The organism is Clostridium sp. JNZ J1-5, from assembly GCF_053901425.1.
The window spans coordinates 1,932,081-1,945,488 of sequence record NZ_CM132773.1; the positions used below are offsets into that span (position 1 = coordinate 1,932,081).

Below are 13,408 nucleotides of genomic sequence, written 5' to 3' on the forward strand. Positions count from 1 at the left end.
AATTCACCTCTCTTCTTTAGTTTATATTATACCAGAATTGTCGGAATTAATAAAGATGCTACCACCTTTTTTTATAGATCTCCTACTTCTATAGTTTGATCTCTCTTCGGACCTACAGATACTATTGAAACTTTAGTATTTGTAAATTCTTCAATTCTCTTTAAATAAATTTTAGCATTTTCCGGTAACTCATCATAGCTTCTAGCTTCTTCTATGCTTTCATCCCAGCCATCAAATTCTTCATATATAGGTTCGCATTTAGCTAAGTCCTCTAAAGATGCTGGGAAATAATCTATAATTTTATCCTCGAACTTATAACCAGTACAAACTTTTATCTTCTCTATTCCAGCAAGAGTATCTATTTTAGTTACAACAAAACTGGTAAGCCCAGAAATTCTTGCTGTACTCTTTAAAATTACAAGATCAAGCCATCCGCATCTTCTCGCTCTACCTGTAGTTACTCCATATTCATGACCTTTTTCTCTTAATAATTCTCCCATTTGGCCATCTAGTTCTGTTGGGAAAGGTCCTTTACCTACTCTTGTAGTATAAGCCTTTGCAATACCCACTGCACCTGTTATTACAGTTGGTCCTACTCCTGCACCTGTACAAACTCCTCCAGCAATAGTATTAGATGATGTTACATACGGATATGTTCCATAGTCTATATCTAATAAAGCTCCTTGTGCTCCTTCAAACAATACATTTTTATTATTTTTTATTTCTTCATATAATCTTACAGATATATCACTAACAAATGGCTTTATTCTCTCTGCATATCCTAAATATTCATTATATACAGTATTAAAATCTAGTTCTTCTCCACCATAAAGCTTTATTATTTCATTCTTATCTTCAACATTTTGTCTTAACTTTTGCTCAAATACTTCTTTATGTATTAAATCACATATTCTAATGCCACTTCTTTCGACTTTATCCGTATAAGATGGTCCTATTCCCTTTCCAGTAGTTCCAATATCATTGTTTCCTCTTGCCTTTTCCTTTAATCCATCTAAAACTCTATGGTAAGGCATTATAACTTGTGCTCTATCACTTACTATAAGTTTATCCGGAGTAACTTTTACTCCTAAACCTTCTAAATAATCTATTTCATCAAACATAGCTTTTGGATCTATAACAACTCCATTACCAATTACATTAAGCTTATTATCATATAGTATTCCTGAAGGTATTAAATGGAGTTTATACTGTTTGTCGCCAACTTCAACAGTATGTCCAGCATTATTTCCTCCTTGAAATCTAACAACTACCTCGGCTTTTTCTGCAAGATAATCTGTCATCTTACCTTTTCCTTCGTCTCCCCATTGAGCTCCTAATACTATAAATGCTGACATAAATTTTCCTCGCTTTCATATTAAATTACAACCTATAATAGGATAAAGTCTATATTAAACTTTATCCTATCTTTATATAGTATTTAACAAATTGATTAAATATATTTTACTATTTTAAAACTTTATTTATTATATCCCTTGCCACTATAACTCCAGTTACTGAAGCTTGCATAAGTCCTCTTGTAATTCCCGCTCCATCACCTATTGTATAAAGATTTTCGATTTCTGTTTCAAAGGTATTATTTGTTTCAAACTTACTAGAATAAAATTTAACTTCTACTCCATATAGCAATGTATTTTTGCTATAAAGCCCTGGAGCAATTTTATCAAAGGCTTTTAGTGCCTCAATTATTGATGTTAAATGTCTTTGTGGAAGTACAAAACTTAAATCTCCTGGCACTGCTGACTTTAATGTAGGCCTTGTAGTAGATTTTTTTAGTCTTGATTCATCTGTCCTTCTTCCATTTAGTAAGTCTCCAAGTCTTTGCACCATTATTGGACCACCAGTTAACATGTTACCAAGTTGTGCAATATATTTGCCATAATCTATAGGTTGATTAAATGGTTCAGTAAATGTTGTGGACACAAGCATAGCAAAGTTAGTATTTTCAGTTCTTAGTTCCGCTTGTGAATAGCTATGACCATTTACAACAGCAATTTCATCATCATAATGTTCCTCTGAAACTACTCCACCTGGGTTCATACAAAATGTTCTTACTTTATTATCAAATGTATCAGAATAGTAGACAAGTTTTGCTTCATATAAGTCTTTAGTTAAATGATCCATTATAGAATTAGGAACTTCAACTCTAACACCTATATCTACTGCATTATTTTTGGTTGGTATATTATGTTTTTTCGCTTCTTTTGAAAGCCATTCTGCTCCACCACGCCCTGGTGCTACAACTACATATTTACCTTTTACTTCTACATCGCCATCTTTTGCCTTAATCACAACACCTGTTACTTTATTATTCTCTACAATTAATTTCTGTGCCTCACTAAGCTCTGAAAAATCTGTTTTTGTATTTTTTACCAAATGGTGATACATCCCTTTTAATACATCGTAGGCTAATTCTGTTCCTAAATGTCTAACTGGGCACTCTACTAAACGAATGTTATGCTTACTTGCTTCGTATTTTATTTCTTCTACTCTTTCATTATTTAAACCATGTACAGTTTCATTTGCTCCAAATTTCAAATATATATTATCACAATAATTTATTAATTCCTGTGATTCTTCTTCTGAATAGTATTCAAGCAGTCTTCCTCCAACTTCTGGACTAAGTGAAAGCTTTCCATCAGAAAAAGCTCCTGCTCCTGACCATCCGAATGTTATTCCACAAGGATTACAATTCACACATTTACCAGTTTCCCTTGCAGGACACTTTCTTTTTTCTATACTCCTACCTTTATCTACTATTAGTAAATTAAGTTCTGGATTTAATTTTGTAACTTCTAGAGCTGTAAATATGCCGGCAGGACCTGCCCCAACTATTATAACATCATAAATATTTTTCAATATTCATCCCCTCCCTAACCATAGTATCAGAGGTATATTATTTAGTCAATACAAAATACGAATCATCAAACTATTTATTCCCTAAACATTCGTAATGTGTCAGGCATTTATTACTTATTATTCTATTTATTCATATTTTTAGCTTTATCTATACACTTTTCCATAGCCTCAATAACTGCTGCTCTAAGACCATTTTTCTCTAAAGAGTATACCGCTTCTATAGTGGTTCCTCCTGGAGAACAAACATCATCCTTTAAAGCTCCAGGATGCTTTCCTGTTTCCATTACCATTTTTGCTGAACCATACACTGCTTGAGCAGCCATTTTATACGCCTTATCCCTTGGAAGTCCTTTTAGAACAGCTCCGTCAGCCAATGCTTCAATAAACATGTAAACATAAGCTGGAGATGAACCTGTAAGTGCTGTAACTGTATCCATGTGCATTTCTTCTATAACTTCTACCTTGCTAAAACATTGAAATATAGAAACGACTTGTTCTAATTCTTCTTTATCTACTCTATCATTAGGAGATAATGCACTCATACCTTCTCCAACTAAGGCTGGAGTATTGGGCATTACTCTTACTATCTTCATTGCCTTTCCAAAATACCCTTCAGTATCCTTTAGTCTTATTCCAGCAGCTATGGTAATTATAATAGTATTTCCATCTACACTGTCTTTTATTTCATTAATTATATCTTTATATTTATTAGGCTTAATTGATAGAAAAAGTATATCGCTATGTTTTGCTACTTCTAAATTATCTTCACTTACTAAAATATTAAGTTCATTTTTCATATTATTAAGTTTTATTATATCCGGATCACTGGTTATTATATTTTGAGAATCTATCAAATTTGACTTCAGTATCCCTTTAATCATTGCGCCAGCCATGTTCCCGCATCCTATAAATCCTATTTTCATATTTCTAACCTTCCTCCTATGAAATTGAATTAAATATCACTTTTATGATATAATTTGTTAAATCGATGATACATTTATTATACACCTTTTAATACTAAAATAAGTTTTTATTAAAATAATTTAATATAGAAAGGGGCAAAACTGTTTAACAGTTGCAAAATCATGAATACTATCAGAAAAGATTATCTAAAAGACGTAAAACGAATCGTAGTAAAGGTTGGTACTTCAACCTTAACTCATTCCACTGGACTACTAAACTTAAATCGAATTGAAAATCTAGTTAGACAGCTTTCCGATATTCACAACCGTGGTATAGAAGTTATACTTGTTTCCTCTGGGGCTATTGGAGCTGGTATAGGAAAGCTTGGACTTAAAACTAGGCCTAAAACAATTCCCGAAAAGCAAGCATCAGCGGCTGTAGGCCAAGGCATATTACTTCATATGTATGAAAAGCTATTCTCTGAGTACGGAAAAATTGTAGGTCAAATTCTCCTTACACGTGATGATGTATCTCATAGAATGAGATTCCTAAATGCCAGCAATACTTTTTATGCACTACTTGAGCAAGGTGTTATCCCAATAGTAAATGAAAATGATGCTATTGTAGTAGATGAGATAAAATTTGGCGATAACGATACTCTCTCAGCTATGGTTGCAAGTCTTGTGGCAGCTGACTTATTAGTACTTCTAACTGATATAGACGGACTTTACGACTCTAATCCTAAAACTAATCCTAATGCAAAATTTATTAATCATGTAAAAGAAATAACAGATGAAATTGTTGCAGCGGCTGATGGTGCTGGCAGTTCTCTAGGTACAGGTGGAATGATAACTAAAATTAATGCTGGTAAAATAGCCACTACTTCTGGTTCAGCTATGGTTATTGTAAATGGAGATGCTCCTAATGTACTAAACGATATATTAGATGGAAAAGAGATAGGAACTTTCTTTGAAGGTCAAAAACGCCCTCTTCAGGCAAGAAAACATTGGATGGCATTTGGCACAAATCCTAGTGGATGTGTAGTGGTAGATGAGGGTGCTGAAAAAGCTCTAATGGATCATCATAAGAGTTTACTTCCTAAGGGTATTTTATCTGTTGATGGTACTTTTTCTGAAGGTGAAGTAATTTCTATATTAAATACTAAGGGAGAAGAAATAGGTCATGGAGTTACAAATTATAACTCTTCTGATATTGATGCCATAAAAAAACTTGATTCATGTCATATTGAAGAAAAACTAGGATATAAAAATTACGATGTGGTGATTCATTCCAATAACATGGTAACTCTAAAATAATCTAATTATATGTAAAGGAGGATTTAAAATGGATATAAAAGAATATGTAATGAAAAAGGCTGCCCTTGCAAAAGATGCTGCTAGAAAAATGTCCATTATAAGTACTGAAACTAAAAACAATGCTCTACTTGCTATGGCTGACGCTTTAATAGAAAATAAAGATATTATATTAGAAGCTAATTTAAAAGATATGGAAAATGGTAAAAATAAAGGTCTATCAATTTCTTTACTTGATAGACTTATGCTTGATGAAAAGAGAATTAACTCTATGGCACAGGGATTAAAAGACGTAGCTGCTCTTGACGATCCTATTGGAGAAGTAATCAAGATGTGGAAAAGACCTAACAATTTAAAAATTGGTCAAATACGTGTTCCATTAGGTGTTATAGGTATCATATACGAAGCTAGACCAAATGTTACTGTTGATGCCGCTGCGCTTTGTATAAAATCCGGAAATGCAGTAATCTTAAGAGGTGGTTCTGAAGCCATTAATTCTAATACCACAATAGCTAAAATAATATCAGAAGCAGCTGAAAAAGCCGGCCTTCCTAAAGGGTCAATAAATCTTATTGAAAATACGGACAGAGAAGCTGTAAATGTTATGCTAAAATTAAACAAATATATAGACGTACTTATTCCAAGAGGAGGAGCAGGGCTTATAAATACAGTTGTTGAAAATGCAACAGTTCCTGTAATTGAAACAGGAGTTGGTAACTGTCACATCTTTGTTGACGAATCAGCTGATTTAGCTAGAGCAGTAGATATAGTTATAAACGCTAAAACTCAGAGACCTGCTGTATGTAATGCTATGGAAACTTTATTAGTTCACAAAAATGTGGCTAGTGAATTTTTACCTAAGCTTGCTAAAAAGTTAGAAGTATTAGAAGTAGAAATGAGAGGTTGTCCTGTTACTGAAAGCCTAATAAAGGATGCTAAGCCTGCTTCAGAAGAGGATTGGTCAAAAGAATATCTAGATCTAATTTTAGCTGTTAAGGTAGTAGATTCACTGGATGATGCATTGGATCATATTTATAAATATAGCACTAAACATTCTGAAGCAATACTTACAAATAATTATGCTAATTCTCAAAGATTTTTAAATGAAGTAGATTCTGCTGCAGTGTACGTAAACGCTTCTACTCGTTTTACAGATGGCAGTGAATTTGGATTTGGTGCAGAAATAGGAATAAGCACTCAAAAACTCCATGCAAGAGGCCCTATGGGATTAAAAGAACTGACTTCATCTAAATACATAATTTATGGTGAAGGGCAAATAAGATAATATCCCTACTTATATTGTAAAATAAGTAATTAATCATACTAAAACCTCCTTATTTGCTTTACATAAATAATAAATAAGGAGGTTTTATCAGTTATTTTTATTTATTAGATTTTCTATTCTTCAAAGAGATCTTCCATCATACTTTCAATTTCTTTTTTTCTTTTTTCTGTCTCTTCATAATCAATAGTAATATTCTCTCCTATGTTAAGAACATCGCCCTCTTTAGCGTTCTTCGGTATAATTTCTCTCTTTATGTTCTTTATTTCCCTAGTATCAAGTTCAACTACGGCAAATTCTCCCTCGAATCTATCAATTACTCCTCTCATAAGTACTCATTTCTCCTTTTTATATTATGGTTCTTCTAAATAACATGCTTCTTTTTCTTCATCTTCAGGATTATCTAAAACTTCAATTTTCTTCTCTGTGTCACTTACCATTATACTTCTTCCTTTAAATATAGCCCCTTCTGATATAGCTATATTTTTAACTTCTATATCTCCTGTAAGTTTTCCAGTAGGCTCTATCTGTAATAATTCAAAACTTACTATGTTGCCTTCCATTTTACCAGATAAGCTAACATTATTGGCTTTTATGTTTCCTTTTACAAAACCAGTTTCACCAACAATAACATCCTTACTTGTAAATATATCTCCTTTAAATAATCCATCAATCTTTATTATACCATTAGAATTTATATTTCCTTCTATATCAGATTCTAATCCTATAATAGTGTCATTTGTTTTATCTTGTACTAAGCTTACTTGTCTTTCTTTTTTTGAATAGAAAGCCACACCTATCCCTCCTGAACATTATTAACTTCGATTTTATTATCTTCTATTAGAGTATCCTTCGATGTATCTTCTTTTTGTACTCCTTTCAAATAGTTTGGTAGCTCCATTCCTGCTGCATCAAATATATCTTGAAATGGAGGAATGGACTTCAGCATACCTGATAAAAAATTTGCTGTAGTCGGTGCACCATTACCATTTGATCCCATAGTATCCCACACTGTAATCTTATCGATTTTAATGTTCTTAATTGCTTCTACTTGAAGTTTAACAATTTCAGGTAGTTTATCGGCAATCATAAGCATGACTGCATCTTTAGAGTTATTTCCTGAAGCTTCTATAATTTTCTTAAAACCTTCTGCCTGCTTACTTAATATTTCCATAGTACCTTGTGCTTGTGCTTGCATCTTAAATAGTATGGCGTCTGCTTCTCCTTTTGCCTGTCGTCTTATTCTCTCCGCTTCTGCTTCAGCGTCTAATTCTATTTTCTCTTTATCAATTTCAGCCTTTACTATTATATCTGCAATATTTGTTGCTCTTTCTCTTTCAGCACGAGCCCTTTCTGAGCTTTGCTCTGCAGAATAAGCTTCCTCTAAAGCCTTAGCAGCCTGAACTTTTTCAGCGGCAATAGCAACTCTATTTGCTTCTGCTTCCTTCTCACGTCTTTCAGCTTCAGAATTTACAATAGTAATTTTAGCTTGGTTTTCACCTTCTATTGCTTCTGAATCAGCTTTTGAAACTCTTACTCTTTCTTCCCTCTTTGCTTCAGCTTCACCAATAGCACCATCTCTATTTTGCTCAGCAACACTTTTCTTTGCATCATTAATTGCCTTAGCTGCAGCTTCTTGTCCTAATGCTATTATATATCCCGATTCATCTTTTATATCTGTTATATTTACGTTAATTAACTTAAGACCAATTTTCTTTAGTTCTGCTTCTACATTTTGAGATACGTTATCTAAAAACTTATCTCTATCTGAATTTATCTCCTCGATATCCATAGTTGCAATTACAAGTCTTAGTTGTCCAAAGATTATATCTTTAGCAAGTTCTTGGATACCTTCTCTTGTTAGCCCTAATAGCCTTTCTGCTGCATTAGTCATAACACCTAGCTCAGTAGAAATACCAACAGTAAATGTTGATGGCACATCAACTCTAATATTTTGTTTGCTCAATGCCTTTGTAAGATTAACATCTATAGCTATAGGTCTTAAATTTAAAAACTCATAACTTTGAATAACCGGCCATATAAACGCTGCCCCTCCATGTATACATTTTGCAGTCCTATTACTTCCATCTGCAGCCTTTCCTGTTTTACCGTAGATTACAAGTATTTTATCTGAAGGACATCTTTTATACCTAGAAAATAGAGATATTATTACTACAAAAACAGCTACTACAATAACAGCTGTTAAAATTACAGATGAAAATTCCATAAACATTATTACTCCCCCTTATTTTTTTCTTCTAAAGACTTAACTACTAGATAATTATCCTCAACTCCAATTACTATTATCTTTACTCCAGTAGGTATTCTATCTCCATAAGTAATTGCATCTAATTCTCTAAGAGAGCTTTGGAAGGTAACTTGAACCTTGCCCCCTCTCTTTCCGTTTTCAAGAATAGTTAGATACACTTGCCCAGTTGCCCCTATTGAGTATTTTAAATTCATGTTTCCACTTTCAGTTAATCTTATTATAAATTTATATACAATACTCAATATAAGTATCACTAAACTTCCTAAAACTACTCCTAATAATACAGTAAATATTTTACTATAATCATTCCTGGACCCCATAATTCCAGTCCATGAGAAGATTGTAAAAAATATAATTATATTTCTTAGGGTAACTAATTTCAATGGTGCATTTGGTTCTAAATTTGAATTATCATAATCATCTATATCTGTACTTGTATTTAAATCTATATCGCTTTGTATTTCAAAGTCATCAACTGAACCTTCTATACCTATTATCAATAAAAACATTTGAATTATAAACAAAGCTGAAAATGGTATTGCCAATACCCAAAAAAACTTTTCAAAACTTGAAATACTATTCCACCATCCAGACACCTATTCACCTCCCACCTTGAAAATTTAAATCAAGTATAATATAGGTTATTTAATTGCAATAAGGTTAAATATAGTATATTGCAACATATTATATTTATTTCTATACATTCCATATAATTCCTCTATTATATTTAATTTTATTATATTTAATACACAATAATGCCTACAAAGTACTTATTTTTAAGTAAATCTAATTTATTATTTTAGTTAACAATAATATTAATTATTTTTTTAACCTATTGACATCCTAAGGTTTATTATTGTAAACTATATTTAAAATTTAAGTTTACAATATAAATAGGGGTTGATTCTTTATGAAAGTTAGAACAAAAGATATGATTTTAGTTTCCTTCTTTACAGCTTTAACTGCTGTTGGTGCATTTATTAAAATTCCTCTAAGTCCTGCACCCATTACGCTGCAATTTTTATTCACTGCTCTTGCTGGAGTAATGCTGGGTTCGAGACTTGGAGCATTATCACAAATTATTTATGTGCTTCTTGGACTTGCAGGTGTTCCTGTATTTACAAAACCAGGTGGTCTTTCTTATATATTTGAACCTACTTTCGGGTACTTAATTGGATTTATAGTTGGTGCTTATGTTATAGGTAAAATTTCAGAATCTATTAGAGATATTAACTTCTTAAAACTATTCCTAGCATCCTTTTTAGGCGTGGTAGTTATTTATATTATAGGAGTACCTTATCTATATATAATATTAAAACATGTAGCTAATGCTAATATAACATTTTCTAGCGCTGCCAAAAGTGGTTTTCTAATATTTCTTCCTGGTGACTTACTCAAATGTATTATAACTGCTTTAATTGGAACTAAAGTAATCCCTTTAATAAAATATGACATACTAAAATATAATAGATTATAATAAAACTTAAAGGAGCACATCTTGTGCTCCTTTATACATATCCATATAATCCTCTTACAGAAATCTCTCCTGATATTAACTCATCAACTTTTCCGTCTTTATATTGAACTATTAATTTTCCATCTTCATTTAGACTTAATGCCCTTGCCCTAGTTTCTTTTCCTTTTTCTATTATTTTTATTTTCTTACCTATTAATGCAGAATTATCTTTACAAATTTCTATAGATTTTTTTATAGTTTCTTCATTTATAAGTTCTTCATACAATTCTTCGAAGTTGTTTAGTATTCTACGAACTAATTCTTTTCTTTTTATATAATTTCCTATCTCAATCTTAAGTGATGAGGCTATAGGTTTTAAATCTTCTGGAAACTCATCTTTATCTATATTAGCGTTTATACCTATTCCCACTATAACATAATTTACTCTATTTAATTCGCCGCTCATTTCTGTTAAAATTCCACAGACCTTTTTATCATTCAAAACTATGTCATTAGGCCATTTTATAAGTGTTCTTATACCCATCTCTATTAATGCCATGCAAACAGCTGCAGCTGCCACTTGAGTTATCTTAGATACCTGTATAGGATTTATTTCTGGTCTTAGTATCAATGACATCCATATGCCTTTATGTTTTGGAGATATCCAATTACGTCCAAGTCTTCCTCTTCCCATAGTTTGTTCTTCACTTATAACTAGTGTACCTTCTGGACTTCCGTCAATTGCTAGTTTTTTAGCTTCATTATTTGTAGAATCTATAGTATCTAAATGCACAAAATTTCTTCCTATAAATCTAGTTTTTAAGTTAGGACTTATTTCTTCAAAAGTAAGTAAATCTGGAGAGGAAGTTAACTTATACCCTTTTCTAGATACTGATTCTATCTCATATCCTTCCTCTTTAATTGCTTTAATATATTTCCAAACAGCTGCACGAGTAATCCCTATGCTTTCGCTGATTTTTTCACCTGATATAAAGTTATTCTTATTTTCCTTTAATAATTTTATTATCTCTTCTTTCACTTAACTTTCCTCCCTTTTATATTACTTATATTATAACATTTTTAAATAATATTTTACTTTAATATACAGATAATATATAATATAATTAATTTACACATACCCCCTGGGGTATATAAAAAGTAAATTTAAAAGGAGGAAAACTTATGGAACTAAAAGAACTACTTGATTATAAAAACTGGGTAGTAGTTGGAAAAATTTCAGATCCTAATAAATATCCTTATAAAATATTAAAATCCCTTGAACTGGGTGATTTTGAGGTAAAAGGAGTTTATTCTAAAGATACTAGTGGTGAAGCTTACAAATCTTTAAAAGAAGTTCCTTATAAAATTGATGTTATAGATTTGTGCATTAATCCTACTCTTGGAATTGATGTTATAAAAGAAGCCAAAGAACTTGGTATAGATAAAGTATTAATTCAGCCTGGTGCTGAGAGCCAAGAAATATTAGACTTCTGCAAAGAAAACGGAATAGCAGCTATAGAAGGCTGCGCTCTTGTATTATTATCAATTTATCGCAACATAAAAATTTATCATGCGTAAGCAGGCATCCCAAATCTGTGAATCGCTTACTCCTCTGATGGAAAGAGGAGGAGTTTCATATAGTATGTTAAGGCTGTTTTAAAGATTGTTGAGTTCATTATAATAAGAAATTATAATTCTTATTTAGTATAACTATTGTGGCGTTAAGAACTTTCATTTGTCTGAGCTATGCGAGTTAATGAAAGTTTAGCTACAATTGTTATACTAAATTTAGAATTATTTTCGATATTATACGAAATCAGCAATCTCTTAAAGCATAGCCTATTTACAAGAAGAAAAATGCCGCCGATACTATAATTCCTGCATAAAGTAAGTCTATTAAGCAATACCCCATAATATCCTTAGCGCTAAGTCCTGCTATTGCTAAAGCTGGTATTGCCCAGAATGGTTGTATCATGTTTGTCCATGCATCTCCCCATGCAATACCCATTGCAACCTTTCCTGGATCTACTCCAATTTGAGCTGCTGCAGGCATCATTATAGGAGCTTGTACTGCCCATTGTCCTCCTCCTGATGGTACAAAGAAGTTAATAATACCAGCACTTAAGAATGTGAATAGTGGAAAAGTTCTTGGAGTTGATATAGCTACAAACACATTTGCAATTCCCCCTGCAAGAGAAGCCCCTGATGCATTTGCTCCTACCATCATACCCATTATACCTGCATAGAATGGGAATTGAAGTATAATTCCTGCTGCTCCTTTAGCTGCATCTGTAATAGCTGCAATAAAGCGTTTTGGAGTTCCATGAAGTATTAATCCTAAGAATAGGAATATACCATTAACTACGTCTAGAGTTAGGTTAAAGCCTTTAGTAGCAAAATAATAGAATATATAAGTAAAGCCCATAACCGCTACAAGTAAAGAAATTAAACGGCTATTTTCTAATTTGTCAGCTGGTGTCATTTTTTCTCTTGGCATTTCTTCTGGCTCTGGCTCTTCAACTAAAAGCTTTGGATCTATAACAACTGTTTCTTCCTTTCTAGGCATCATAGCCTTATTTATTAAAGGAAGAGTAACAAGTAAAACTATTACAGCCACTAAATTGTATACAGAAAATATTGTCTGGCTAGTTGGTATAGGCGCAGTAATAACACCTGCTGTAGCTTTCTTTACAGCTTCTCCACCACCTGCTATTGTAAGTGGTATAGAGCCTGAAAGTCCTGCATGCCATACTAGGAATCCTGAATATGCAGAAGCTATAAGTAATCTATAATCTACACCTTTGACTTCTTTTGCAAGTTCTTTTGCAAAAATAGCTCCTATTATAAGTCCAAATCCCCAGTTTAACCAACAAGCTACAGTAGAAACTAAAGTAACAAATATAATTGCTTGAGCTGGTGTTTTAGGTATACTAGCTAGTTTTCTTAATCCTCTTTTAAAAGATGGGGCATGAGCTAATGCACTACCTGTAACTAACACTAAAGCCATTTGCATTGAGAATGCAAGCAAGCTCCATAAGCCATTACTCCAATGAACTACCATTGCAAGTGGAGTTTGTTTAGTAACTATAAGTCCTAAAATAAATGTTAAAAACGTTAGGAATATAGCAAATATAAATGCATCTGGTAAATATTTTTGTACGAGATTTACACAAGCTCTTGTCAACTTTTTAAACATACATTTGCACTTCCTCTCCTTTTTATAGTTCAATAGAAATCGTTTTCATAACTGTAATTAAATCTTTATCCATCAAAAATAATTAGTTTAACCATATCAATTCATCTCCTAT

The 13,408-nt window shown here is 32.2% G+C and carries 13 protein-coding genes; 4 read left to right on the forward strand and 9 right to left on the reverse strand.

The genetic code is table 11. The annotated features are described in order from the left end of the window. Window positions 1–71: 71 nt before the first annotated feature. The 3 genes from ACWW38_RS09435 to proC all read right to left on the reverse strand — a co-directional run bounded on the left by ACWW38_RS09435 (window position 72) and on the right by proC (window position 3,800). The gene (locus tag ACWW38_RS09435) at window positions 72–1,355 is read right to left on the reverse strand and encodes an adenylosuccinate synthase (RefSeq protein ID WP_456257333.1); all 1,284 of its coding nucleotides are present in this window, start codon (window positions 1,353–1,355) and stop codon (window positions 72–74) included. Between the two features lie 109 nt (window positions 1,356–1,464). After that, window positions 1,465–2,877 (reverse strand): NAD(P)/FAD-dependent oxidoreductase, encoded by a 1,413-nt coding sequence (locus ACWW38_RS09440; protein WP_456257334.1) that lies wholly within the window; start codon window positions 2,875–2,877, stop codon window positions 1,465–1,467. Between the two features lie 122 nt (window positions 2,878–2,999). Continuing rightward, entirely contained in the window at window positions 3,000–3,800 is an 801-nt protein-coding gene (proC, locus tag ACWW38_RS09445; protein ID WP_456257335.1) for a pyrroline-5-carboxylate reductase, read from the reverse strand. A 162-nt stretch (window positions 3,801–3,962) separates the two neighbouring features. Here proC and proB point away from each other — a divergent pair, with 162 nt between their 5' ends. Together proB and ACWW38_RS09455 are read left to right on the forward strand one after the other, a co-directional pair. After that, complete coding sequence (gene proB, locus ACWW38_RS09450; RefSeq protein WP_456257336.1) at window positions 3,963–5,096, forward strand: glutamate 5-kinase; 1,134 nt, start codon at window positions 3,963–3,965, stop codon at window positions 5,094–5,096. A gap of 28 nt (window positions 5,097–5,124) precedes the next feature. Next, complete coding sequence (locus tag ACWW38_RS09455) at window positions 5,125–6,378, forward strand: glutamate-5-semialdehyde dehydrogenase (RefSeq protein ID WP_456257337.1); 1,254 nt, start codon at window positions 5,125–5,127, stop codon at window positions 6,376–6,378. A gap of 113 nt (window positions 6,379–6,491) precedes the next feature. Here the strand turns inward: ACWW38_RS09455 and ACWW38_RS09460 are convergent, their stop codons facing one another. From ACWW38_RS09460 to ACWW38_RS09475, 4 genes are read right to left on the reverse strand one after another with little or no spacing between them, the layout of a single operon-like run. Next, window positions 6,492–6,704, reverse strand: a complete 213-nt coding sequence (locus ACWW38_RS09460; RefSeq protein WP_456257338.1) for a DUF3006 domain-containing protein — start codon at window positions 6,702–6,704, stop codon at window positions 6,492–6,494. A gap of 24 nt (window positions 6,705–6,728) precedes the next feature. Beyond that, window positions 6,729–7,169, reverse strand: a complete 441-nt coding sequence (locus tag ACWW38_RS09465; protein WP_456257339.1) for a bactofilin family protein — start codon at window positions 7,167–7,169, stop codon at window positions 6,729–6,731. Between the two features lie 2 nt (window positions 7,170–7,171). Then, window positions 7,172–8,602, reverse strand: a complete 1,431-nt coding sequence (locus ACWW38_RS09470) for a flotillin family protein (protein WP_456260442.1) — start codon at window positions 8,600–8,602, stop codon at window positions 7,172–7,174. A gap of 8 nt (window positions 8,603–8,610) precedes the next feature. Continuing rightward, window positions 8,611–9,240, reverse strand: a complete 630-nt coding sequence (locus ACWW38_RS09475) for an NfeD family protein (RefSeq protein ID WP_456257340.1) — start codon at window positions 9,238–9,240, stop codon at window positions 8,611–8,613. A 314-nt stretch (window positions 9,241–9,554) separates the two neighbouring features. On the opposite strand from ACWW38_RS09475, the gene ACWW38_RS09480 reads away from it, so the two are divergent. Further along, window positions 9,555–10,121 carry a biotin transporter BioY gene (locus tag ACWW38_RS09480; protein ID WP_456257341.1) on the forward strand — a complete coding sequence of 189 codons (567 nt, stop codon included), beginning with the start codon at window positions 9,555–9,557 and terminating at the stop codon, window positions 10,119–10,121. A gap of 31 nt (window positions 10,122–10,152) precedes the next feature. On the opposite strand, the gene ACWW38_RS09485 is transcribed toward ACWW38_RS09480, so the two are convergent. Further along, window positions 10,153–11,139: a biotin--[acetyl-CoA-carboxylase] ligase gene (locus tag ACWW38_RS09485; RefSeq protein WP_456257342.1), complete on the reverse strand. Its 987-nt coding sequence runs from the start codon at window positions 11,137–11,139 to the stop codon at window positions 10,153–10,155. A 143-nt stretch (window positions 11,140–11,282) separates the two neighbouring features. On the opposite strand from ACWW38_RS09485, the gene ACWW38_RS09490 reads away from it, so the two are divergent. Next, window positions 11,283–11,678 carry a CoA-binding protein gene (locus tag ACWW38_RS09490; RefSeq protein WP_456257343.1) on the forward strand — a complete coding sequence of 132 codons (396 nt, stop codon included), beginning with the start codon at window positions 11,283–11,285 and terminating at the stop codon, window positions 11,676–11,678. Between the two features lie 265 nt (window positions 11,679–11,943). On the opposite strand, the gene ACWW38_RS09495 is transcribed toward ACWW38_RS09490, so the two are convergent. Next, entirely contained in the window at window positions 11,944–13,296 is a 1,353-nt protein-coding gene (locus tag ACWW38_RS09495) for a TIGR00366 family protein (RefSeq protein WP_456257344.1), read from the reverse strand. Window positions 13,297–13,408 lie beyond the last annotated feature (112 nt).